Below are 26,937 nucleotides of genomic sequence, written 5' to 3'. Positions count from 1 at the left end.
TCGTTTATGTTAGTTAAAATCATTGTTTCCAAAATTACTGCAATATCTCTTTTCAATTCCTTATCGGGCATTATGCTTTTATCGAATACTTTAGCTAAAGACCTTGTAACATTTTCAGCATATTTTTCTGAAATGTATTTTGGAATGAAAGCAATATCGAGTGCTTCCTTTTCACTTAATTTAATGTTTTGATTAATCTTGTTAATAACATTTTCATAATATTGCCATAGTCTGTCCTGTGGGAAATAGAAATATAGTGGGCGTAAAATATCAGTTTCACTTATTTTATATTCTTTTGGAAAGTTTTTTGGATTTTTTTTACAGATTATTGCGGTTACCATTGGCATAGCATATATGAAACTTCCAAATGTTTTGTATTTGGCTAATTTCTTTAAGGTTTTCTCTGTTATGTCTCCTGATTCCTCTTCAAGATTTACTAAAATTCCCTCTTTTGTAGAGTACAATTCATCCATCCTGCCGCTTTCCATTGTTCTTAAAACAACTTCTGTGGGGTATCTGTGGTAATAATTTCCTGGAAGCCCTAAATATTTATGAAATCTTTTTTTAAAGGCCATTGCAGAATATTTGTGGGTTAAATCATCCTTATGGTATGGTTTTTTGGTTTTCATTTCCAATCTCCTAAAAGTTCAAATTTCCGGAAATTTATTTTTTAAGCAACATCGATGTAGATAATAATTTAAACTCCATTATATATAAGTTTTTAATAATATAAAGTTAATATTGTTCTTTATTCATGATTTTACAGCTTTAAATCAATATTTAATTTTTTTAATAACAATAAATTATTTAATTAATTAAAAGCTAAATTAATATAGTGAGGTTTAAACATGGAATTTGGACTTTGGGAAAAATATTACATTGAAATTCTTGATGATTTTGGTTTTTCACGTGAAGGCGATGAAGAGTCAGCGAAATTACTTGATGAAATCTTATCCACAGAAGGATGTTTGACTTTAAACGATTTAGGCGAAATTGTCGGATTTTCAGATAAATATATTGTATTTGGTGCCGGACCTTCAATTAAAGAGCACATTTCAATGCTTAAAGAAAATTATGATTTGAAAGATTATGTTCTGGTTGCAGCAGACGGTGCAACAACCGCAATGATAGAACAAAAGATTGTTCCGGATATTGTAGCTACCGATCTGGACGGAAATATTGATGATATTCTTCTTGCTAATTTAAGAGGTGCAAACATTGTCATTCATGCCCATGGTGACAATATTGAAAGAATAGCTTCTTTAACTTCATTTTTCAACAATGTATTAGGCACTACCCAGGCACAGCCTATAGGAACCCTCTATAACTTTGGCGGATTCACCGATGGCGACAGGGCAATATTTCTGGCAGTAGCTCTTGGAGCATCTGAAATAACTCTTGCAGGAATGGATTTCGGAGATATCGTAACCAAATATTCAAGACCTAATATTTCAAACGCTTTGGAAGAAGCTGATGATTTTAAAAAGAAAAAATTGCGTTATGCTGAAAAATTCACCAATTGGGTAGCTGAAAATGAGAATGTTGAAATTATCAACTTAAAAGAATAGTTTTTTATAATAATTTAAATATATGTAGATAACATGGGAATAGAAGATATCTTAATGCATGATGAAAGCCTTTTTCAAAATATTAATGCTTTTGATCCTGATTATGTGCCTCCTAACTATAATTTCAGGGACACTCAAATGGAAGCAATGGCAATGTCAATAAGACCTGCCATGAGGGGAGGTCAGCCATCAAATGCAGTTATTTTGGGCTCACCTGCAACAGGAAAGACAACTGCAATCAAAAAGGTTTTTGAACTTGTTGAAAAAAACACTGAAAAAGTTTTATGTATATATGTTAACTGTCAGATTCACACAACACGTTTCGGAATCTTTTCACAGATCTTTAAGAAATTATTCGGACATCTTCCTCCTGAAACTGGTGTTCCGTTCTCAAGAATCTATGCACAAATCATGCAGGAACTTCAAAATAAAGGCAAATCCATAATTGTCGCATTTGACGATATTAACTATCTATTCCAAACAAATCATGCTAATAAAGTTGTTTATGATATACTAAGGGCATATGAGGAATATCCCGGAGTCAAAACAGCTATCTTTGCTATACTGTCTGATTTGGAATTCAAATATGCCTTTGACAAAAATGTAAATACTGTTTTTATTCCTCAGGAAATCATGTTTCCGCTTTATACCTACACTGAAATTGAAAGCATCCTAAAAGACAGGGTTAAAGCAGGATTTTTCCCTGGCGTGCTCTCAGATGACATATTGGAGCAAATTGCAATGTATACTCTTGAAAATGGTGATTTGAGAGTTGGAATCAACCTTTTAAGATCCTGCGGAAATATTGCAGAGGCTTCAGCAAGCCGTGAAATAACTCAGGAACACTTTGATGCGGCTATTGAATCACTGGTTTCCATTAATGTGGTTGAAACATTAAAATCTCTAAATGATGCTGAAAAAGAATTATTAAAAATGATTATTGATTTTGATGGCATTTATACAGCTGGAGAACTTGGTGATGATTATAAACAAAAAACAGGTTCCAGTTATGCATCATATAACAGAACCCTGGATAAACTGGAATTTGTTAGATTGATCGATACCAAATATACAGGAAAAGGGGTTAGAGGAAATTCTCGTGAAATTATATTGCGTTTTAACCCCGAAGATTATGAAATCTAAATTTTTCCTGTAAAGGGAAATTAGTTTCTGTATCATTAGAATATGCATGGTAAGCTTATATTCTAATGAGCGACTAAGGGTTTGGTATTGTAAAAAAAATAATCCAATTAAATTATTGGACTGTGAGCCGCTACAACAGAAATAACAGATAAAAGGAATGCTGCTATTACTACAAGCATTACCATGCAAGTTTGAACGTCTATTCCGCTATAAATAATCTCATCTTTTATTGAACTTTTTTTTCTTAAGTCTACTTGAAGTGTGGTGTCTTTATTGCCTAACATTTTAATCACTATATTTAAATTGTCAAAAGTTAATATATAAACAAAGTCCGAGAGAGCATTTGATAAGTAATATTTTTGAGGAAATGACCATGAAAAATTATGAGTATTTTGAAGTAACTGCCGATATTGGCTTTAAGGCTTATGGAAATGATATAAATGAAGCTTTTGAAAATGCCGGTATTGCAATGTTTAATATAATAACTGATACTTGTGATGTTAATCCTGTAAAGGAAATAGAATTTGAAATAACCTCCGAAGATGAAGTATCTCTCCTTTATGATTATTTGGAGGAGTTGCTGTTCCACCATGAAATAGATTTCATGTTATTTAGCCAGTTTCATGTTCAAATCGATGAAAATCTCCATTTGAAAGCTAAAATTAAAGGAGAAGAAATCAATTGGGAAAAACATGAGCGAAAAACTGAAATAAAGGCAATAACATTTCATAAAATGGAAGTAAAAAATACATGCCCTGCTGAAGTTCAGGCAATCGTTGATTTGTAATTTTTATATATTATTAAAGTCAAATATCTTATTATGAAAAGAGTTAAAACAATTTCAAGGACTTTTGAAATGATAATGGGATTGATCGGTTCCATTATTGGTATCTTCTCAGGTTCATTTTTTATATTTCTATTGAATTTTTCACATGCTCACGCTACCTTTTTAGGTATAATGGCTATTTTAGGTTCTCTTTTAGGAATTCTTTCAAGCACATATGTCAATAAGAATTCAGAAATGGCAGGTGTGGGATTTATTATTGCAACAATGTTTGTAATAATCGGATCAGATTATATTAATGCTGTAGCAGCAGTATTTTTGCTTATTGCAGGAATATCTTCATTATTTAGAAATTAATCTTTTCTACAATTTTATTGTATATACTCTATGTTTTAACGAATCTTTCAAAAACTTCGCTGATTTAAAAAATATTATTTAAAAATAAGAATTTTATAAAGGATTTTTTTATCCTTCGCTTTTAAAAATAAATGGTAATTGGTGGAGGATAATCCCCCACTTATCTAATTTTAACTTTTTTGAGCAATTGAGGAAATTATTTCCTTATCTATTTTGACATAAATTTCTTAATACCAATGATACCTAGGATTAAAGCTATTATATAGCCTATTAAAGAAATCACCGGCATGTCAAACATTCTTGGCCCGAATGAAACAACTGAAGAACCTATTATAAGTGCACATACTAATGCGACTATTGTAACCTTGTCATTAATGTCAATTTCTAACTTTAATTGCAGTTCTTCATTTTCAATCTTGTGAATAATCCTTGTTAGTAGTTTCGGCAATGCCTGGAGCATATGTCCATACATTATCATGCTGCTTTTTTTGCCTTTTATATAATTTACAGGATTGGCTTTTTGTCTGGCAATTTCTTTAGCAACAGGTTTGACTGATGCGAAAACATCGATTTCAGGATCAAGATTGTGTGCAATGGCTTCAATCATGGACAATCCTCTTGCCATTGTAACTACTTCATTTGGAAGAATTACTCCATAATCCTGCATAAGGCTAAGCAATGCCTCCAATACTCCATCGAAACGATTGAGTGAGACACCGAAATACCTTCCAAACAGATCAGTTAAGTCTCTTTTCAATGTTCTGGTATCAATATCATAATCCAATATCTCCATGTACATTAACTGATCTATCAGTCCGTCAACGTCCTGATCTACGAATAACAGCATTACTTCAGAAAGGTTTCGCTTGAAGTCCTGATCAAATGTTCCCATCATACCTTCATCAAGATAACAAATGACATTATTATCTAAAATCATTATGTTTCCAGGGTGAGGGTCTCCATGGAAGAAACCGTCAATGAATAGCTGCTGAAGATATGAATCAAGGACATTTTTAGCCAAAAGCTTTTTGTCAAATTCATCGCCGGTACTTGCATAAACATCATTCAACTTTGCACCAGCAATGAATTCCATTGTCAGGATTTTTGATGTACAATATTCAGGATATGTTGCAGGAATGTGGATGTATGGATTATCCACGAAATTCATTTCAATGCGTTGCATATTCATGAATTCATTGTTGTAATCAATTTCCTTGTGAATGGAACGGTCAAATTCTTCCATAATTCCGGGCAAGTTTATTTTTCTTAAATCGGCATTCAATTTATCGGCACGGTTGGCGATATATTTCATTATCCTTAAATCAAGATCAATTTTATCTGTGATACCTTCCTTTTGGATTTTGACTGCAACCCGTTCACCTGTGATTAGTGTTGCTTCATGAACCTGGCCTATGGATGCGGTTGCTATATGTTCATGATGGAAATCCTCAAATAATTCATCGATATTGCCATCAAGTTCCCTTTCGACTATTGCTTTTACCTGTTCATATGTTATTGCAGGATTGTCATCCTGCAGGTTGGCCAATTCTCCAGCAATCTTTTCTCCAACAACATCAGGTCTTGTACTTAACAGCTGACCTAATTTAATGAAAGTAGTTCCTAATTCCTGCAGCATCATTCTTAATTTAACAGGAATCTCATCATCCAATAAAAGACTGTCTGATTCGTCAGTATCTTTTCTGCGTATTTTGTTTTTTGCAGCTTGTCCTAAAATCTTATCGAAGCCATATTTTTTCATGGCTGCTCTGATTTCACCTAAACGCTCTTTTGTTTCTTTATCCATATAAATCACTTATTTAATTAGTTTCAGCAATACCTGATGCTAAGAATAATATTCCTTCCATAATCAAGCATATTCCGACGATAATTGCGACATATAGCGGTTGTGCAATTGAAGCAAAAGCAAGATAAAAAGCCACTATACCTAAGATTAAAACCAGTACTGATATTAGTTTGGATTTTGCATCTGGGGTGGAGAAAATTCCGAAAATACCCATAAATATCAATATAAATGCAATCAAGAAGAATTGATATGCAACAAGGAAAGACAATGCATCAATTTTATATATAAATAATAATCCGAATAGCATTGCACATATTCCAAGCAATATCTTAAGAATTGAAACATGAGCCATCATGCTCCATACAGAAAATCCGTCAATAATAGAAGCAAATCCGAATGCAATTAAACATATTCCTGCAATCCAGGATACTGCTTCTGCACTATACAATGGGTAAATTGCAAAAATCAAACCCAAAATTATAAATAAAATTCCAAGTATTTTTCTAAAATCCATAAATTATCATCTCTTTATTAATATATATGCGATATATATTATTTATGCTTTAAGTAATAAAAATAGTAAGAATTATTAATTAATTTCAACATATCTTTCATTATAAAGGTGAAATTTATCTCAGATGAAGAAAAGAAGACATTTAAAGAAAAAGTGGATTATTTGGGGCATCTAATTTTTTGCAGCCTTATAGTTACTTTTATTTTAAACCACATCACTTCGACATCTGATATAATTAATTTGGAGGAAAATAATGTTTGAAAAACCATTTACAGGAACTGCACCTGATTATTCAGAAAATAAACACTGGCTCGCACTGCCGGAAAACCCAGATAAATCAGTAGATTTGATATTTCTTTATCCTTCAAGCTGTAATGACCCCGAAGCGGATATCATCTGTGACATTGACAATCCGTCCATGGTGGAAGGGGCAAAACTTAACTTCGCTCACGAAGCCACTGCATTTGAGGGTATTGCAAATATTTTTGCTCCATACTGGAGACAGGTCAATGGATTAAAACTTCCAATGATGAGTTTTGAGGAAGTATATGATGCAGAATGGGCCGAACCGAGAACAGATGTCTATGCTGCTTTGGATTATTATTTTGAAAACTTGAACGATGGACGCCCATATTTCTTTGCAGGGCATTCACAGGGATCAAGGCTATGCTACATGGTTTTGTCCGAATATATGAAAGAGCATCCGGAGTACTATGAAAACATGATTGCTGCATATTGTATCGGTGACTCTTTAACCAGGAAATATCTGGAGGAAAATCCTCACATCAAAGCAGCACAAGCTGCCGATGATTTGGGAGTTGTTGTTTCATGGAATACTGAAGGACCTGCAAACAAGGGCAAGGACTCACTTGTTATTTCTCCAGGTGCAATATCAATAAACCCGCTTAATTGGCGTGTTGATGAAACACCTGCAGATGCAGAGTTAAATCTAGGAACTTTCATACCGCATCTTGCAGACGAGGGAATGGACGAATTGCCGATAAAAGCAGATGCAGTAATTGACCTTGAAAGAGGTTCAGTTATGGTGATGAATCCGGAATTTGAGCAATATGCGATATCAAAACTTATGGGACTTGAAGCTATTGAACATGTTTTCGGACCGGCAAGTTATCATGGATGTGATTATTCATTCTTCTACTTGAACATACGTGAAAATGCTCGTTTGAGGTCTGAGGCCTGGTTTGAAAAGAAAAGAGACTAAATTATTTGGGATGTTAAAAAAATGTCAAGAATGTCAAAGATTGTGGAAACCGCACTGGACAAAAAGCATCGTGAATATGTTGACGATGCAGATAAAGCTGATGAACATATGCAGGAACGTTCTCTTGAAGAAGATGAACCTTATAAAATACCAAAAGGGATATATCGCACTAAGGTTGAAACAAGAGACATATTCGGATGCCAGATGGTAATCTTTAATGAAATTGAAGACAGTGAACGTCTGGTCATATATCTTCATGGAGGAATATATGTTAACGAGATTAAATCTGTTCACATTTCTTTTTGCGATAAACTTGCAAAAAAGGTTAATGCATCTGTATTTGCTCCAATATACCCGCTCGCTCCAAACCATACATATGAAGAAACCTACGAAATAGTTGAAAAGCTATATAGATATTTGCTTGAAATAAATAAGCCTATCATAATCATGGGAGATTCTGCCGGAGGAGGATTGTCTGCAGCATTTGCTGAGCATTTGGCCGTCATTGATTTGCCTCAACCTGAAAACCTAATTTTAATATCTCCTTGGCTTGATGTGTCAATGTCCGGAGATTATGATGAGGTGGAATTTGATCCAATGCTTGGTGTGGATGGACTGCGTGAAATGGGTGAAACATGGGCCGCTGAACTTGATCCAAAAGACTATAAAGTAAGTCCGCTCTTTGGAGAAGTGGATAAGCTTCCAAAAACAACACTTTTTGTAGGAACTCATGAAATATTCTATCCGGATGTCGTAAAATTCTATAACAAACTAAAAGACAATGGTGTTGATGCTGAACTGAATGTTGGTGAAGAAATGACTCATGTTTATGCCATTTACCCACTGGTTTCAGAATCAAAGGAAGCATTCAAACACATTGTTCAGGTAATTTTAGATTAAATAGGGAGTTGACTGCAGAAATATTTAACTCCTTTTTATTATATTTTTAACATTGGTCATGCAATATCCTGTTAATTCAGCATATTAAAAACTTTTACTTCAACATTTTTATTGAATTTAACTATTTTTAAACAGAATTATCAATTCAATAAGTGTCTTTTAAAAAAAATTTCAAATCAGCAAAATTTTTAAAATAGTCGTTTTTACCAAAACCTTATTAAAACACCACAAATATATATTAATACATAATAAATTTGTGATTTTTATGACAATCAAAGACGAAATTAAAAAAGTTAGAGATAACGTTTATGAAATTCCGGGCTCTTACAACAAAAAAATGAGAGCTTCCGGAAGATTTTACATTGCTGATGAAAGTATTGACGCACTGGAAGAGGGAGCAATTGAACAGATTGTCAATGTAGCATGTCTTCCTGGTGTTCAAAGATATTCCATTGGACTTCCGGACATTCACTTCGGATACGGATTTCCAATAGGGGGTGTTGCAGCATTTTCATTGAGAAATGGTATTGTATCACCTGGGGGAGTAGGTTTTGACATTAACTGCGGTGTCAGGCTGATTAAATCTAATCTCACCAGAGAGGATATCGAAGAACACGTTGATGAACTTACAGAAAAGCTTTTTAAAAATATTCCATCAGGTGTTGGAAGCAAAGGTAAAATCAGACTGGAAAAAGGCGAAATTGATAAAGTTTTAGATTATGGTGCCGAATGGGCTGTTGAAAACGGTTACGGATGGGCGGAAGATTTAGAGGTTTTAGAAGAAAACGGAAGAATGGTTGATGCTGATTCAAGTATCGTTTCAGATAAGGCCAAAAAAAGAGGAATTCCTCAATTGGGTTCATTAGGTTCCGGAAATCATTTTCTTGAAATCCAGGAAGTTGAAGAAATATATAATGAAGAAGTGGCTGAAGTATATGGCCTTAAAAAAGGAATGATTGTTATTATGATTCATTCAGGTTCAAGAGGCTGCGGACACCAGATCTGTTCTGATTATTTAAGAATAATGGATAAGGCTTATAAAAACTATAAAATTCAAATTGCAGACAGACAACTCGCCTGTGCTCCTCTTGATTCAAAAGAGGCACAAAACTATATTCAGGCAATGGCTGCTGCTGCAAACTATGCATGGGCCAACAGACAGATGATGACTCATTGGATTCGTGAAACCTTTGAAGATGTCCTTGGAAAATCAGCAAAAGAGATGGAAATGGACATTCTCTATGATGTTGCTCACAATATTGCAAAAATGGAAACTCATAAGGTTTACAACCGTGAAGAAGACCTTTTAGTCCACAGAAAAGGTGCAACCCGTGCATTCGGACCTGGAAGGGAAGAAGTTCCTGAAAAATACAGGGCTGTCGGACAGCCGGTACTGATTCCAGGTACTATGGGAACAGCTTCATATGTCCTTTGCGGAACAGAAACTGCAATGGAAGAAACCTTCGGATCCACTGCACACGGTGCAGGAAGGGTATTGTCAAGGTCCAGAGCCAAAAAGGATTATAATGCTGATGAAATCACTTCTGATTTGGAATCAAAAGGCATTAAAATTAAAGCTACAAGCAAACATGTTATTGAAGAGGAAGCTCCTGGAGCTTACAAGGATGTTGACAGTGTAGTAAGAGTATCTGACAGTACAGGCATTGCAAAACTTGTTGCAAAAGTAAAACCGATTGCCGTTTGCAAAGGGTAGATTAAATGATAGGTATAATCGGCGGAAGCGGAGTATATGAAATTACACATAAGGCAGATTCCTGTGTGAACAAAACTGTCAAAACAGACTATGGCGAAGTTGAAGTTTCAATTTTGGATATATTTTCCAAAAAGGTAGCATTTATTCCCCGCCATGCGTCAGGACATTCAATTCCGCCTCATAAAATAAATTTCAGAGCAAATATCGATGCACTAAAAGAAGTGGGTGTCACTCAGATAATAGCCACCAATTCAGTGGGGTCCATGAACGAGGAAATGCCTCCTGGTTCATTTGTTATTCCGGATGACTTTTTAGATTTCTCACAGAATAGGGCAAAAACCTTCTATGAAGATAAGGTTGTTCATATTGATGTAACTGAAGCTTACTGTCCAACATTAAGAGATATTCTGGCCGAATCAGGTGATGTGATACTTGGAGGAACCTATGTATGCACAGAAGGACCAAGATTTGAAACTCCTGCTGAGATAAAAATGTTTAAGATGCTTGGAGGAGACCTTGTGGGCATGACAGGACTGCCTGAAGTTACTCTTGCACGTGAAAGGGAAATGTGCTATAACTCAATATGCATTGTGTCCAATTATGCATCAGGAATCTCCGAACAGGAGCTTACAATCGATGAAGTCTTTGAAATGGTTTCTCAAAAGGAAGCTGACCTACTTGAACTGATATATAATTTTATAAAAAATGCTGAAGATTCACCAGATTGCACATGCCGTCATGCATTAGATGGTGCTGAAGTATGAGTGTGATAATATGAGTAAGGTTATTTTATTAAATGCAAGTCCGAGGGCAAACTCCAATACGGGGATTGTTCTTGAGCAGTGTGCAGGCGAAATTGAAGCTGAAGGTGTGGAAACTGAAATCATTTCACTAAAAGGAATGAAAATACAGTCATGTATAGCATGTTCAAAATGCGCCGAAAAAGGCAACTGCATCCTTGATGACGGACTTGATGAAATTATTGAAAAGATACGCCATGCCGATGGGTTTATACCGGCTGCACCGGTTTACTTTGGAACTGCAAGAGGGGATATCATGGCTGCTCTTCAAAGAATAGGTAAAGTGTCCAGAGGAGGAGATAAATTCCTTGACTGGATGGTTGGAGGTCCAATAGCAGTTGCAAGACGTGGCGGAGTAACATTAACACTTCAGGAAATGCTCATGTTTTTTGCAATCAACAACATGATTGTTGCAGGAAGCACATACTGGAACATGGTAATCGCAGGTCCTGAAGGAACCGCAATGGAAGACGAAGAAGGTATTGAAACAATAAAGCTTTTTGGACGAAATGTTGCAAAAATAATTAAAAAAGTAAGGGATTAAAATGCGTTTGGCTGTAGTTTCTTCCGATGGTGAAAATGTTGATTTGCATCTTGGAAGGGGAAAATCTGTATATGTCTATGATTATGAAGATGAATTGAGCTTTGTTGAAAAAAGGGATATTGAAATAGCGGAAGATTCAAAACATCAGGGAGGTAAAGTTATTAAGGCCTGCAGTGATTGTGATGTTTTGATTGCTGTTCAGTATGGTTTTAAATCAAAAATCAAGGCTGATGATGCTCAAATCAAACTAGTTATGGATGAAGGGCCGATTGATGAGGTCCTGCAAAGGTATATTGATCATGTTAATTTTATGAAAAATTAACATTTTTCAATTTTTAATTTTGTTTTCAATGGCTTTAACTTTGGATAGGGGTATTTTTGCTGTTTTTGAAATAGTTTCTGCATCCATTCCTGAAACTAATAAGTTTTCAATGATTCTTTCTTGTTCTTGGCTTATTCCTTGGCTTATTCCTTGGTTTATTCCTTGGTTTATTCCTTGGTCTATTCCTTTTTTTTCTTTTCTTTGCCCATATTCGTATATCATACTCATTCTTTCACCCAGTAAATCCATAAGTATATTTCTTTTTTGTTCATTCTTAACAAATTTGTCTATTAATAACCATTCGATACCAAATGCCAATGCTTTGATCGATGGTGTTAATCCTGTTAGGTTAATTAATGTTTCGACTATTTCATCAATGTAATCTTCAACACTCTCTGTTTTTTCAATGAGAGGTATTAGAGCATATAATACTATTTCTTTTCCCGTTATTGGAAAGTTATTTTCTATTTTGTGGTTAATGGTATTAATAATTTCCTTACTGTCATAATCAGATAAGCTAATTACCTCGTAGTTAAATTTATTATACTTGTTGTATTTGTAACTTATTTTTTTTGATTCCTCTGCTGTTGAAAAAACACTTAAATTGACTTCTTTTTCGGTTTTATTGTTATAGTCTGTTATTGCAACATATATGTGGAATCTTTGGTGATGTTTTATTCCTACTTTTGTTGATTGAAGTTCAATTATTAAAATTTCGTTATCTAATTCTAGCATTATGTCAGGTTTAAATGTCGTTGGATCATGTAATCGTAGTTCTTTTGTCAATATTTTGACTGTTTCTGATTTTTTTCCAATTATGTCCAGAAAAATTCTAGCATCTTCGTCACTGACATTTTTAAAGAGCATGTCTTCTTGAAATTTTGACATTAAAAAAACCTCCTATATTTGGTTGATAATACTATATCTTAATTTAAATATTTAAATTTAACTTTTAAGATTTTATAGCTCTTAAATTAAGTAAATATTGTATTATAATGTAAATTTTATTAATTCAAAGCAATTTTACTAATTGATGACAATTTTACCAACTCAAAGCAATTTTTATATCAAAATTTTTTTAGAAGTTTTTAGTAATTTCAATTAAAAAATATGTCTCTATATTTTCACTTATCAAAACATTTCTTAAAAACTAATATTGATGCTTTATTTTCAATTTAAAGCTTATTTTTAATGTTTTTATAATTTCCATGAAAATACATTTAAAATTTTATTTTTTTTAAAATCCAGTTATTTTTGCATATTTTTTTAAAATTCAATAACCTTTATATATCATGATTAAAATAACTAAATATAACCTTTATGGGCGGGTTTTAAAAAAATAAAACTTAATTACAAATATTTCTTTAAATAAAGTGAGCATGGCTCACAATAGTCTAAAAAGTGATTGTAAATCTATAATTATTTTATATCATTTTTACAGTTTATTTTGTGTAGTATTTGATAAACTACCTTATGTAAGACTATTTTTAAAATTAAATGGCGACACGCTAAATTACATATATAATAAATTATTAAAATTAAACGGTTGATATAATGGCAAAAGCAAAATCAAGACGTAGAGTACGTGATACATGGAAAGAAAAATCCTGGTATACTATCAAAACACCAGTGAACTTTGAAGATAAAGAAATTGGAGAAACTCCAGCAAAAGATCCAGAACTTCTCATTGGAAGAGGCGTAGAAGTTACCATGAGAGAATTATCCGGAGATTTCTCAAAACAATACATCAAACTCAGATTTGAAATTGATAATGTTGCAGGTGATGTTGCAAACACCAAATTCACCGGACACAAAACCACTACTGATTATGTAAGAAGCATGATTAGAAGAGGAACTTCCAGAATCGATGCTTCCGCAATTGTTAAAACTAAAGATGATCGCAAATTAAAACTTCAGGTTTTAGCTGTAACCACCAGAAGAGCTAAATCTTCCCAACAAAGATACATGAGAAAAGTTATTGAAGATTTACTCAGAGAAAACGCAGCTGAAAAATCCTTTGATGATTTGGTAAAAGTTTGTGTAAACGGTAAATTAGCATCTGAAATTTACCACAACGCTAAAAAAATCTACCCTCTCAAAAGAGTGGAAATCATCAAAAGTAAAGTAATCAATTAAGATTACTTTTTCACTTCTTTTTTTATATACTTTTTCTGATATAATTACATATTCACATATAATGAATGTGACTGTATACTTTTAATATATAATATATTTTGTAAACTTCTGGTTATTTTTGGAATCGTTATCTTGGAGATATAATAGATTGGGATGATGATTTTTAACTATGGTGTAAAAAGTTCTAGTTTGAGTATTGAATTTTAACCATAAATGATGTTGCCAGTATACATGTCATGGTTGAAATACTGCATTTTCTAACACTTTGATAATGGGTTATCATGCATGAAACTTAATGTTTTGTAAAAATTTTGATTAGACAATATATTTTACCGGCACATTATTGTCACTCAAAAATTTAGGTTGAATTGTGCAATATTAATAATCTTCAGTAATTTTAAATAAGAGTCATATTAAATTCATATTTTTTTAATTATTCTAATTTTTTTTGAGTAAAAAATAATTTTCATTGAACATAATTTAAATATCTTAAGGCATATTTTGCAGTGTTAACTCAAGTAAATGAAATTTTGTTTTACTGTTTATTTATAAATTTTATTTTGTATTTTTGTATAATTTTTACTTCTTAAATTTATTTTTTTTTATTAATTTTATTTCAAATATTAAAAATTTTTATTTTTTAATTATTATTTTTATATAATGTTTAGTGAAAAAAGGTATTTTTGAAAGTATTTTAAAATTTCGCCTAAAATCCCAAAAAGCAAAGCATATATATTAGTTTAATCTAATAATTAAAGTAGTATAATGGTTCAGAAATTATGAAGTTATACTTATAAAAAAAATGAGGTTATTATTATGAATAAAAAGCAGATATTTATAGTGTTGTGCTTGTTCATAATATCTATTTCAGCAGTTTCAGTTGTATCTGCAACTGATCATGTGGATGATTTTAATATCTCTACAACTGATCATGATATTATACAAGTTGCCAACACCCAAGAAGATATCCTGGCCGATACGGCGGGAACATTTATACAATTGAATGATAAGATTCAAGGTGCAGGTGAAACTATTACCTTGGATAAGAATTACACATACACTAGTAATGATAGTATTGTATCTAGTGGTATTTCCATTAATAAAGACATTACTATTGATGGTGCCGGATACACAATTGACGGTGCAAACCAAGCATCTATTTTCAGTATAAGTGGTAACTCACATGTTATATTGAAAAACATTAACTTCGTTAATGCTAAAGGTAATGATGGTGCTGCACTTAGATGGACTACTAGTGATAATGTTGAAATATTCAATTCTAACTTCATTAACAATTCTGCTTTTGGTAACGGTGGTGCAATATATATTGCTCCTGCTTCTACAATGACCTCAACTTCAACTATTTCTGGCTATAACTTTAAAATTATAGATTCATCATTCATCAATAATACTGCTGCTGATGATGGTGGTGCATGTTATGTATATGGAAATAATGGTATTATAGATAATGTTATCATGACCGGTAATAATTGTACTGGTGATGGTGGTGCATTATATGTTAATGGTACTAATATTAAAGTATACAATACCCAATTCATAAGTAATACCGCAGGTGATGATGGTGGTGCAATATACTGGATGGGTAGTAGTGGTACTATACACAATATTACTAGTATTGATAATAATGGTATAAGTATTGATAAACCTGATGGTAATACCTCTAGTACTCGTGGTGGTGCTATCTGCCTTACCGGTTCAGATGTAACTATATCTGGATCTACTTTTACATCTAGTTCTGCTTGGATGGCAGATGGTAAAAACCAATCTAAAGTAGATGGTGGTGCACTATTCATTACCGGAAATAATGTAAATATTATTGATACTACTTTCAGTGATTGTACTGCAAGTCATGATGGTGGTGCAATATACATTATAGGTAATACTACTTTAATTGATGGTTGTACCTTCAGTAATTGTACTTCTGCTAATAGTGGTGGTGTAATTTATGTTGAAGGTAATGATGCTACAATTAATAATTCAGTATTCACTAATAATAAAGTTGCCTTTGATGGTGGTAGTATATATGTAGCTGGTGATGATGGTAAAGTATATAATACTAAATTTATTAACAATACTGCTGGCGACGATGGTGGTGCAATATACTGGGAAGGTCAAAGAGGTATAATGTACAATATTACTTGTATAAATAATAAAGGTACAAGTCAAGGCACATCCAGTAGTCGTGGTGGTACTATTTGTCTTACTGGTTCAGATGTAACTGTTACTATGTCAAGCTTTACTCAATCCAGTGTTAGCATGGATAAAAGTAGAGATACTTCTAAAGTTGATGGTGGTGCAATATTTGTTACAGGAAATAATGTAGACATTACTGATACTACATTTAATGATTGTAGTGCTACTCATGGCGGTGGTGCAATATACATTGTAGGTAATGATACTGTAGTTAAAGGTTGTACTATTAATGACAGTACTGCTATAGGTGGTGGATCAATTTGCATAGAAGGTAATAATGCACATGTCCTTGAATCAAACATTAACAACATTGTCAGTTTTGAGGCTGGTGGGGTATATGTAAATGGTCTAAATACAGTAATTTCTGCAAACTTTGTAAATTGTACTGCAGGTGACGCACAAAATATTGGAAGTGGTGGAGCAATTTATGTAAATGGTATTAATACCACTATTACAAAATCCACATTCATCAATTCAACCGCTAACGGCGGTGACGGTGGTGCTGTATTCGTTGGAGGATTCAACACAGTCATTGAAGAATCTGACTTCAAGTTCACAAATGCTGATGATGGTAAAGGTGGAGCAGTTTACATTGCCGGAGACTCTGCTAACATATTGAATTCAACATTCACAGAAGCTCATGCTGAATATGGTGGAGCAATATATATCGGCGGTTACAGAACAGGTAAAGATGCAAAAGTTTTAAATTGTAACATTGAATCAACCACCTCCGATTCAGATGGTGGAGCAATTTATGTTGCAGGTAACAATGCACTCATTTCTGCAGACATTAAAGATACTCATGCATTAGGATTAAATGCAGGTAACGGTTCTGGTGGAGCAATCTATGTCGGTGGAGACTTTTCAAATATTACTTCATCAACTTTCGAAAACTGTAGTGCAGGTCTCGATTCATTTGGTGGAGCAATTTATATTGAAGGTGATTCAGCTAATGTCGAAAAATCCACATTCCACAATACCTATGCTATCAATGGTACAGTTGGTGCTGCTGGTGGAGCAATAGCAATTGAAGGTGAAGACGCTATTGTAACCGAGTCTGAATTCAGTGAATGTTACGCACGTGAAGGTGGTGTAATATTTGTTCAAGGTGGATATGCTCAAATCAAAAACTCAAATATGACTGACTCATATGCACTTAACGACGGTGGAGCAGTATATATTTTAAGTGGAGTATTCACTAAAATTTACGAAACCACATTTGACAACTGTTCTGCAATAAGTAATGATGGTGGTGCAATATTCATTGACGGTTATGGTACTACTATCAAAGGTTCCGACTTCATTGCTTGTGAAGCATCTTCTGAAAATGGTGCAGGTGGTGCAATATATATTAAAGGTAAAGACACTACAATAACTGGTGCTACCTTTGATTCCTGTGTCAGTGTAGATGGTGGAGCAATATACATTGAAGGTAATGATGCACATATCTCTGAATCAGAGTTCATTGGAAATAATTTAGTAGACTATTCAAATGATGATAATTATGGTGGAGCTATATATGTAAATGGTGAAAGAACAGTAATTTCAACTTCATCTTTCAATGACCATTCAGCATTCACTGGTGGATCCATTTACATCAATGGTATAGACACAACCATTTCAGATTCCAATTTCACAAAATCAACTGCCGATTATGGTGGTGCAATATTCATACAAGGAGCTAATGCTAAAGTATTAGGCTCAGACATTGAAGATTCTTCAAGTGTATACGATGGTGGTGCAGTATATGTAAACGGTACCAATGCAATTATATCTGCTGATTTCACAAATTGTACTGCAGGTTCTCAAAACTCACCAGTTGAAGGTAATGGTGGTGCAATATATGTAAACGGTACTGATGCTACTATCACAGATTCCACATTCACAGACTGTATAGCAATGAACGATGGTGATGGTGGAGCTATTTTCGTAGCAGGAAGAAACACCAATGTTGAAAAATCCAAATTTAATAATGTTCAAGCTAAAGATAACGGCCAAGGTGGAGCAATTTACATCGAAGGAACCTTAGCCAAAGTACACGATTCTGAGTTTGAAAATACTCATGCTTATGATGGTGGTGCAATCTACGTTGAAGGTAATGATGCTGTAATAGATAATGTAGATATAGTATCAAGTGATGCAACCAACAACGGTGGAGCAATTTATGTGCATGGAGTACATACTTTAGTCCAAGATTCTACTTTCACAAAAACCTACACTCAAGTTGGTGTTGGTGGTGCAATAGCAATTGTAGGTGAAAATACCACTATTAAAGATTCAAGTTTCACAGACAGTCATTCCACAGTAGGTGGTGCAATCTATGTAACCGGAGATAATGCGGTTATTACAGGTTCTGATTTCTCAGACATGACCTCCAATACTGATGGTGGAGCAATTTATGTTGCAGGACACAATACCAGAATGTCCGAAGACACTTTTGATTCATGTCAATCTCAAGGAACCGATGATTATTCCGGTGGTGGAGCTATTTATGTAGCTGGTGACGGAACTGATATTTCCAAATCCACATTTACAAATTCCAAATCTAAAAAATACGGTGGAGCTATTTTCGTAGCAGGTAAAAATACTAATATTGCCGGTTCAAATTTCACATCCAATCATGCTGAAAACTCAGCCGGTGCAATCTATATTTCAAAATATGAAGTAGTTGTCAATAGTAAAAAGGTTACTTTTGAAGCTCAAAATACCACTATTGAAGATTGTTTATTCAACACCAATGATGCTGTAATGATTGGTGGTGCAGTCAGAGTTTCAGGTACAAATTCCACTATTTCCCGTTCTCATTTCAATAATAATAAAGTGACCACTGGTGGAACTGGTGATGATAGAGCAGTTGGTGGTGCACTTTACATTGATGGTATAAATGCTACTGTGCAATACTCCTCATTTACTGAAAATACTGCTAACAGCAGAGGAGGAGCTATCTACTGGTATGGTGGTCACGGTGGTGATTCCATCATTGGATGTAACTTCACAAGAAATAACGCTACCAGTCATAATAACGCATTAGGTGGAGCAGTCTACTGGAGTGCAGGTCTAAAACAAACTCCTGGTGGTTTAGTAAAAGACACAATCTTTGACAGCAATTATGCAGGTAAACACGGTGGAGGTATGGACTGGTACAGATCATTAGACAGTGTAATGACAAACTGTACTTTCATTAACAACTCCGCTTTAAAAGACGGTGGAGGTTTCTACATTGGAGATACTAACGGTAAAAGTACAAACATGACCTTATCCGACTGTAAATTCATCAATAACACTGCAGGTTATGCTGGAGGAGCTCTATCCAATCAAATGTCTGCTTCTCACTTTATCAATTCCACTTTCGTTGGAAATAAAGCTAAATTCGGTGGATCTATTATTATGAAAGACGGAGTAACTAAAAACAATGAAATTATAGGATGTACCTTCATTGATTCAGTTGCTGTAAATGATCCAACTGTCGAAATTCAAGTTAGAGGTAAAGGTGGAGCAATATTTGCAAGAGACAACATGATTACTGTTGATAACAGTACCTTCATAAACTGTACTGCTCTTGATGGTGGTGCAATTTACTGGAATGGCGGTATGAATTATGTTAATACTAATCCTGATAAATTACATGGTACTAACTATTTAGGTAAAAATGGTGTAGTTTCCAATTCTAAATTCATTGATAACAATGCTGTTCGTGGTGGAGCTGTCTACTGGCAAGCTACTGACGGTACAATATTAAATTCCACATTCACAGGAAATAATGCAACTGATGGTGGTGCAGTATACTGGGAAGGTGGAGTAGAATACATGGACGTTCAATTCAACTATCCTAAAACTTTCGTTGTCCACGGTGAAAACGGTAAAGTATACAATTCAACTTTCAAAGAAAATACTGCTCAAAACGGTGCTGCTGTTTACTGGACTGGTACAAATGGTATAATTGACGGTTCAAAATTCATAGAAAATGAAGCTAATAAAGGTGGAGCAGTTTACTGGAATAATATTACCCAAACTGCAACTTATGTAACTAAAACTGCTGTGTACAATAAAACAGTCTCTGCAGGTCAAAACGGACTCGTATCCAATTCAGTATTCTTCAATAACCATGCAGTTGGCAGTGACGCGTTAGGTGGTGCCCTATACTGGAATACATCCTCAAGCGATGTTGTAGATGCAACATTCTTAAACAACACTGCAAGATTAGGTGGAGCAGTTTACTGGACAAATGGTAAATCAATCAAAGAGTCTACCTTCAGATATAATAAAGCAGAAAACGGTTCTGCAATGTATGTTGATGAATCCTCTCCTAGAATGGACATTATCGATTCAAGTTTCTTAGAAAATAGAGCTAACGCTAACCGTTTCGATCCTGTAATAGTGGATGTAGATGATGTTAATAAAACAGTTAGTTTAATTGCATACTTCAGAGGTAATGATAACATTATCAATGCTATTTTCAATGATGGTGAAAATAATGTTTACTTCACTGATGTAACCTATTTAGGAGTAGATGGAGAAAGAAATACCGGTAATAATGCTGTAGTTCCAGAAAAAATAGCTGGTGCTCCACAAGATGCTGATAAAATATATCAAAGTGATTATGAAATTTACCAAACTGTTGATGTAACCATTTATGGTACATATAATAAAGAGGTTGCAAGAGAACTTGTCAAAACAGATTCAGAAGGTAAAATTTCACTATCCTATGTTGATTTGGATGTTGATAAAGCATCCATGAAACTCAAAATACAACATCCAGAAGATGATTATTACACTTATCTGGTATATGTAGACGGTGCAAACCTAACATCTGTATTTATCGAGACTGCTGATATCGACTGTCTTGATGATGAAGTGATTAATATTACAGTTGTTCCTCAAGATAAATCTAAAATGGTTGCACCTACAGGTAACGTCTCTATATGGATTAACGGAGAGTTATTCGCAGATAATGTACTATTAAATAATGAAGTCGGTAGCCGCTGTGCTACTGCAACTGTAATTGTTCCTAGATGTCCAGCAGGAATCTATGACGTTTATGTAAGATATAATGGTGATGATGACTACTTGCCTGAAGAAAACACATCATCCTATAAAGTACGTGCAATTGATGATGCAATTATTGTTGAAACTGTTGACATTAAAGTAGGTGAAATAGAACCAATCAACATTACTGTCTTCCCTTCAAATAAAGTAACAGGCGAAGTTTCAGTATATCTTGACAGTCAATACCTTGGAGATTATCCTTTAGTTGGCGGTAAAATACAAATTGATAAAGCTGGCTTGAAAGCAGGTACTCACTATGTATTTGCTGTATACAAAGGAGATTCCAACTTCAAACCTGTAAGTAACACCTCCAGTTTCGTTGTTACAAAACATAACCCTTACTTCATCGTACACGCCAAAGACATATTCGTATTTGAAAACGGATATATTTGGGTAACCCTTCCGGATAATGCAACAGGAATTGTATATCTTAAAGTAAACGGTACCCAATATTACATTAACTTAACCAATGGTGAAAGAAGTATCACAATTCCACCATTAGATGTAGATGGAACATACTATGTATGGGGTAATTACTCAGGTGATGACTACTGGTACAGCGCAGTAAATACAACAACATTCAAAGTTTCCAAATATAACATTACTTTAGATGTTGAAACTGCTGATATCGCATACGGCCAAAAAGAACAGCTCAATGTGACATTACAATTCAGTGATGCTACAGGAAACGTAACAATAAAAATCAACGATACTCTAAGGGTATTCGAAAACGTTCCAATTGTAAATGGAGTAGCAAATCTTGATGTTCTTGGCCTTGAACCTGGAAACTATGCTGTTGAAGTAATCTATCCTGGAGATAAAAAATATTATGGAAATACTACAAAAGGAACTTTCACAGTAACTAAAGCACATATTCCAATTATTATTGTTCCTCAAAACTTCACATTCCTTGAAAAAGGAATAGCTTATATTTATGTAAATACTACTGGAGAAATAAATGCTACAATCGCAGGTGTTGCTAAAAAAACCAGAATACTTTTAAACGGTAGTGTATCCTATGATTTAAAAGACTTAGATCCTGGAATATATACCATTGCAGCTCACTTCTCCGGAAACAAATATTATTATGAAGACACAAATGAAACCATTTTCGAAGTATATAAAGTAAATAGAACTGTTGATATACGTGTTCATGATATAATTTACGGCAACTATGAAGATATTCAAGTATTTGTAAAAGCAACAGGAAACGTAACAATCTTCGTAAATGGAGAAAATCAAACTTTCGAACTTAAAGACACAGGTTATGGTTCACAAGATCAAGCAAGTGTTGGCCATTACCAAGAATTCAACGGAAAAGCTGTATGGAATGTATTCAACTTACCTGTAGGCACTTATCCTGTTAAAGTTAACTATAATGGTAACAAGTTCTACTACCCAGCTTCAGCAGATGCAGTATTCAGAGTCATTCCTCTAAATACTACATTAGTCATTGAACCTCATGACATTAAAGTATGGGACAGTGAATACCTAAACGTCACTGTTAAAGACGCAAACGGCAGAATATTGACTGATGCATCCGGATACATTAACCTTGATATTAACGGAGCACAATACTCTGAAAAAGTCATTAACGGTGTTGCCAGATTTGTAATTCCTGATTTATCCGTAGGAAACAAAGAAGTTTGGGCATTCTATGATGGAGATAGAAACCACAATGGAAACAGATCTTCAGCAACATTCAACGTAGGTCAAAGAACTCCTATTGTTAATGTAACCGGACAAGACATTGATGTTGGCCAAACTGAAATTATTCACATTGAAATTCCTGCAAACGCAACAGGATATGTCATTTTAACAGGAAATCTAATGAATTATTCAGTTCAAATCTCAGACTTTAATGAAGGTAAAGTAGATATTGCATTCAATGATTTAGCTGCTGGAAATTACAGTGTACACATTAAATATTATGGTGATGAATACGACAATTACACTGTCGGTGAAGCTGACGGCAAATTCGTAGTCTCTCCGGTAAATACTCCAATACAAATCACTGTTGATGATATCTTCTACAAACAACTTGCCCACATTACTGTAAATGTAAATAATGATGCAAGCGGATTCATCACTGTTAATGTCGTTAACCAAAGTGGTGTAATCAGAGCAATTAAATTACCGGTCTTTAATGGTACTGTAGACTGCTATGTTGATGATTTAGCTGTTGATAACTACGCAGTATATGCTCAATACTCCGGAGACAAAAAATATGTTTCCAATAGCACTGAAGATGATTTCATAGTTAAAAAAATTGCTCCTGTTATCAGCATTGATTCAGTTGAAGCAAATACAGCTAGAAACGCAACAGTTGTTGTACACATAACTCCTGGAACCACCGGAATAGTTGAAATCACTGTCAACAATAAGGTTTATGCAGGACATATCAGTCATGGTGTTGCTAATATTATCATTGACCAATTAAAAGTTGGAAACTACACAGTCTATGCTTATTATGCAGGTGACAGAAACTACACTAATGCTTCAACATCAGTTAGAAATGCTGTAAACGTCCACAGATTCGGATGTTATGACATGAACGTAACTGCTGAAGATACTAAAGTTGGTCTTAACTCTACTATTGTTGTTAATGTTCCTGCTGATGCAGAAGGTGAAGTTGCAATCTATGTAAACGGCACATGGGCAGGTAATGTAACTGTTGATGCTGGTGTTGCTAAATTAAATGTAACTAAAGATATTTCCGGTAAATATGTAGTTGAAGCAACCTTCGGTGATGACAAATATGCTGACAAGACCGTAACTACTAATTATTATGTATCTAAATGGGATACTCCAATTTATATTGATGTATCTGACGCTAAAGTCGGCGATACAGTTAAAGTTATTGTAAGCGTTCCAGAAGATGTAAAAGAAAATGTAACTCTTGGATATGAAGGTAAATCATACACTAATATTACAACTGCTGGAATTGCTGTATTCTACCTTGAAAATGTGACTTATGGAAATAAAACAGTCGCAGCAACCTATGGCGGAGATAATAAATATGTATTCAACTCAACTGATGCAGACTTTAAAGTAACTAAATATCCATCTCAAGTCAATGTTACTGCTACAGGTGGATTTGTTGGTGATGATGCAATTATTAATGTGACTATTACTCCTGGTGCTACAGGTTATGTAATTACAACTGTAAACGGCACTCCTTATGCGATTTACACTACTGGAAGTGTAGGATCTGTTGTAATCAAAGGTTTAGGCAATGGAACTTATGATGTTGTAGTAAATTACATTGGAGATTATAAATTCTTGCCAAGTTACAATAATACTCAATTCACACTTTACAATAAAGCTCCAGCTCAAATACCAATATTCGCAGGATATGTGATGAATGTGACTGCTGATGATACTAAAGTTGGTCTTAACTCTACTATTGTTGTTAATGTTCCTGCTGATGCAGAAGGTGAAGTTGCAATCTATGTTAACGGTACTTGGATGGGTAATTCTACTATTGTTGATGGTGTTGCTAAATTAAATGTAACTAAAGATATTTCAGGTAAATACGTTGTTGATGCAACTTTCGGAAATCTCAAATATGCTAATAAGACTGTAAGCACTAATTATTATGTATCCAAATGGGATACTCCAATTTATATTGATGTGCCTGACGCTAAAGTCGGTGACACAGTTAAAGTTATTGTAAGCGTTCCAGAAGATGTAAAAGAAAATGTAACTCTCGGATATGAAGGTAAATCATACACTAATATTACCTCTGCTGGAATTGCTATATTCTATCTTGAAAATGTGACTTATGGAAATAAAACAGTCACTGCAACTTATGGTGGAGATAACAAATATGTATTCAATTCAACTGTTGCTGACTTTGAAGTAACTAAATATCCATCTCAAGTCAATGTTACTGCTACTGGTGGATTTGTTGGTGATGACACAATTATTAATGTGACTATTACTCCTGGTGCTACAGGTTATGTAATTACAACTGTAAATGGTACTCCTTATGCTATTTACACTACTGGAAGTGTTGGATCTGTTGTAATTAAAGGTTTAGGCAATGGTACTTATGATGTTAAAGTAAATTACATTGGTGATGATAAGTTCTTGCCAAGTTACAATGCTACTCAATTCACAATTGTTGAAGTAATTAAACCATTTGTACCTGTCTCTGATTATGTAATGAATGTGACTGCTGATGATACTAAAGTTGGTCTTAACTCTACTATTGTTGTTAATGTTCCTGCTGATGCTGTTGGTGAAGTTGCAATTTATGTTAACGGTACTTGGGCGGGTAATGCTACTATTGTTGATGGTGTTGCTAAATTAAATGTAACTAAAGATATTTCCGGTAAATATGTAGTTGAAGCAGCATTTGGTGATGACAATTATACTGATAAGACTGCAACTACTAATTATTATGTATTCAAATGGGATACTCCAATTTATATTGATGTAAATGATGCTAAAGTTGGAGATACCGTAAAAGTTATTGTAAGCGTTCCAGAAGATGTAAAAGAAAATGTAACCATTGAAATTGACGGTAAATCATACACTAATACAACTTCCAATGGAAACGCTGTATTCTATGTATCAGACTTAATCTATGGAGACAAAACCGTTGTAGCAACCTACGAGGGTGATAATAAATATGTATTCAACTCAACAACTGCTAACTTCACAGTATACAAATATGGTCTTATTATTACTGTAGAAGGCATTGACATTAACGTCGGTGATGTTGAAATCATCAATGTAACCGTATCAGAAGATGTCACAAGACCTGTTTTAGTGGATGTTGACGGTAAAGGCTACTATGTAAATATAACTGAAGGCAAAGGAACTTTAGAAATAACTGGCCTTGACAGTGGTTATTACAATATAACTGCAAGATATCTTGGTGACAATAAACATGGAGCAGTTAAAGCAAACAACAGCTTCATAGTATCTAAAGTACCTTCAAATGTAATTGTAACTGCAGAAAACATAACTGTTGGCGATAAAGAAATTATTGAAATCAGTGTTCCTGATGATGCTACAGGCATTGTCACTGTCACTGTTGACAGCAAAAAATATGAGGTATATGTAGCAAACGGCAAAGCTTTACTTGTAGTTCCAAATCTTAAAGTTGGACTTTACACTGTAAATGTAACCTACAATGGTGATAGAAAATACGAAATGAGTGAAAACTTCACAAGATTTAAAGTATCTCCAATTAACACTGACCTTATAATAATTGATCCTGGAAACAACACAGTTGTAGTTGTTGTTGGTGAAAACGCTACAGGTAATGTTACAATCACAATCGAAGATAAAAACTTCACTGGTGAAGTAATCAACGGAACTGTTGTAATTACCGTTGAAAATGTAACTCCTGGTGTACAAAACATTACTGTTGTCTACACTGGTGATGAAAACCATACTGATTCAACAGTTAATACAACAATTGTAATTCCTGAAATCAAAACTCCAGTAATAATCGTTAATGAAACTGTGATTGTAAATGAAACTGTTATTGTTAATGAGACTGTTGTTGTCAATCAGACTATTGTTGTTAACGAAACTGTGGTTGTTAATCAGACTATTGTTGTAAATGAGACCATTATAATCAATGAGACTTTACCTTCAAAACTTGACACTCCAATAAATGTTACTGTCAATGATATTAAAGTTGGTGAAAATGCTACTGTTGTTATTAATATTCCAACCAATGCTACAGGTAATGTCACTGTAACCATTGATAGAAAACAATACATTACAGAAGTAATCAATGGTACTGCTACTATTATTGTTGAGAACTTGACTGTAGGTCCTAAAACAGTTGTTGTTGAATATCCTGGTGATGATAACTACACTGCTAATTACACAATTTCCGGATTTAATG

Annotated in this window: 17 protein-coding genes; 12 read left to right on the top strand and 5 right to left on the bottom strand. The window is 34.0% G+C overall.

What is annotated here, in order from left to right; all coding sequences use genetic code 11:
- The coding region (locus tag QZU75_RS09700) for a hypothetical protein (RefSeq protein ID WP_296883350.1) at nucleotides 1–629 on the bottom strand (629 nt) is incomplete at its 3' end.
- Between the two features lie 219 nt (nucleotides 630–848).
- Here QZU75_RS09700 and QZU75_RS09695 point away from each other — a divergent pair.
- Nucleotides 849–1,568 (top strand): 6-hydroxymethylpterin diphosphokinase MptE-like protein, encoded by a 720-nt coding sequence (locus tag QZU75_RS09695; protein WP_296883348.1) that lies wholly within the window; start codon nucleotides 849–851, stop codon nucleotides 1,566–1,568.
- A gap of 33 nt (nucleotides 1,569–1,601) precedes the next feature.
- Nucleotides 1,602–2,711: an ORC1-type DNA replication protein gene (locus QZU75_RS09690; protein ID WP_296883346.1), complete on the top strand. Its 1,110-nt coding sequence runs from the start codon at nucleotides 1,602–1,604 to the stop codon at nucleotides 2,709–2,711.
- A 107-nt stretch (nucleotides 2,712–2,818) separates the two neighbouring features.
- Here the strand turns inward: QZU75_RS09690 and QZU75_RS09685 are convergent, their stop codons facing one another.
- Nucleotides 2,819–2,995 carry a hypothetical protein gene (locus tag QZU75_RS09685; protein WP_296883345.1) on the bottom strand — a complete coding sequence of 59 codons (177 nt, stop codon included), beginning with the start codon at nucleotides 2,993–2,995 and terminating at the stop codon, nucleotides 2,819–2,821.
- Between the two features lie 89 nt (nucleotides 2,996–3,084).
- Between QZU75_RS09685 and QZU75_RS09680 the strand changes: the two genes are divergently transcribed.
- Together QZU75_RS09680 and QZU75_RS09675 are read left to right on the top strand one after the other, a co-directional pair.
- Complete coding sequence (locus QZU75_RS09680; RefSeq protein WP_296883343.1) at nucleotides 3,085–3,498, top strand: archease; 414 nt, start codon at nucleotides 3,085–3,087, stop codon at nucleotides 3,496–3,498.
- A gap of 33 nt (nucleotides 3,499–3,531) precedes the next feature.
- A complete protein-coding gene (locus tag QZU75_RS09675) occupies nucleotides 3,532–3,852 on the top strand; it encodes a hypothetical protein (protein ID WP_296883341.1) in 321 nt (106 codons plus the stop codon).
- Nucleotides 3,853–4,060: 208 nt separating this feature from the next.
- Here the strand turns inward: QZU75_RS09675 and QZU75_RS09670 are convergent, their stop codons facing one another.
- Together QZU75_RS09670 and QZU75_RS09665 are read right to left on the bottom strand one after the other, a co-directional pair.
- Nucleotides 4,061–5,656: an AarF/ABC1/UbiB kinase family protein gene (locus QZU75_RS09670; protein WP_296883339.1), complete on the bottom strand. Its 1,596-nt coding sequence runs from the start codon at nucleotides 5,654–5,656 to the stop codon at nucleotides 4,061–4,063.
- A gap of 13 nt (nucleotides 5,657–5,669) precedes the next feature.
- On the bottom strand, nucleotides 5,670–6,170 hold the full coding sequence (locus tag QZU75_RS09665; protein WP_296883337.1) for a DUF308 domain-containing protein: 501 nt from the start codon (nucleotides 6,168–6,170) through the stop codon (nucleotides 5,670–5,672).
- A gap of 253 nt (nucleotides 6,171–6,423) precedes the next feature.
- On the opposite strand from QZU75_RS09665, the gene QZU75_RS09660 reads away from it, so the two are divergent.
- From QZU75_RS09660 to QZU75_RS09635, 6 genes are all read left to right on the top strand, one after another.
- Nucleotides 6,424–7,392 (top strand): DUF3089 domain-containing protein, encoded by a 969-nt coding sequence (locus QZU75_RS09660; RefSeq protein WP_296883335.1) that lies wholly within the window; start codon nucleotides 6,424–6,426, stop codon nucleotides 7,390–7,392.
- 21 nt (nucleotides 7,393–7,413) lie between these two features.
- Nucleotides 7,414–8,292: an alpha/beta hydrolase gene (locus tag QZU75_RS09655; protein ID WP_296883333.1), complete on the top strand. Its 879-nt coding sequence runs from the start codon at nucleotides 7,414–7,416 to the stop codon at nucleotides 8,290–8,292.
- A gap of 265 nt (nucleotides 8,293–8,557) precedes the next feature.
- Complete coding sequence (locus QZU75_RS09650; protein WP_296883331.1) at nucleotides 8,558–10,006, top strand: RtcB family protein; 1,449 nt, start codon at nucleotides 8,558–8,560, stop codon at nucleotides 10,004–10,006.
- A 5-nt stretch (nucleotides 10,007–10,011) separates the two neighbouring features.
- Nucleotides 10,012–10,770, top strand: a complete 759-nt coding sequence (gene mtnP / locus QZU75_RS09645) for an S-methyl-5'-thioadenosine phosphorylase (protein ID WP_296883330.1) — start codon at nucleotides 10,012–10,014, stop codon at nucleotides 10,768–10,770.
- Between the two features lie 10 nt (nucleotides 10,771–10,780).
- Nucleotides 10,781–11,350 (top strand): flavodoxin family protein, encoded by a 570-nt coding sequence (locus tag QZU75_RS09640; protein ID WP_296883328.1) that lies wholly within the window; start codon nucleotides 10,781–10,783, stop codon nucleotides 11,348–11,350.
- A 1-nt stretch (nucleotide 11,351) separates the two neighbouring features.
- Entirely contained in the window at nucleotides 11,352–11,672 is a 321-nt protein-coding gene (locus QZU75_RS09635) for a NifB/NifX family molybdenum-iron cluster-binding protein (RefSeq protein ID WP_296883326.1), read from the top strand.
- Nucleotides 11,673–11,678: 6 nt separating this feature from the next.
- Here the strand turns inward: QZU75_RS09635 and QZU75_RS09630 are convergent, their stop codons facing one another.
- The gene (locus QZU75_RS09630; RefSeq protein ID WP_296883325.1) at nucleotides 11,679–12,560 is read right to left on the bottom strand and encodes a hypothetical protein; all 882 of its coding nucleotides are present in this window, start codon (nucleotides 12,558–12,560) and stop codon (nucleotides 11,679–11,681) included.
- Nucleotides 12,561–13,226: 666 nt separating this feature from the next.
- Here QZU75_RS09630 and QZU75_RS09625 point away from each other — a divergent pair.
- Both QZU75_RS09625 and QZU75_RS09620 read left to right on the top strand, forming a co-directional pair.
- Nucleotides 13,227–13,808, top strand: a complete 582-nt coding sequence (locus QZU75_RS09625; protein ID WP_296883323.1) for a 30S ribosomal protein S3ae — start codon at nucleotides 13,227–13,229, stop codon at nucleotides 13,806–13,808.
- Between the two features lie 816 nt (nucleotides 13,809–14,624).
- The coding region (locus tag QZU75_RS09620; protein ID WP_296883322.1) for an Ig-like domain repeat protein at nucleotides 14,625–26,937 on the top strand (12,313 nt) is incomplete at its 3' end.

Source organism: uncultured Methanobrevibacter sp. (assembly GCF_902764455.1).
Classification (GTDB): domain Archaea; phylum Methanobacteriota; class Methanobacteria; order Methanobacteriales; family Methanobacteriaceae; genus Methanocatella.
Note: the sequence above shows the minus strand (reverse complement) of the source record. Positions and strands in the feature narration are given on the sequence as shown.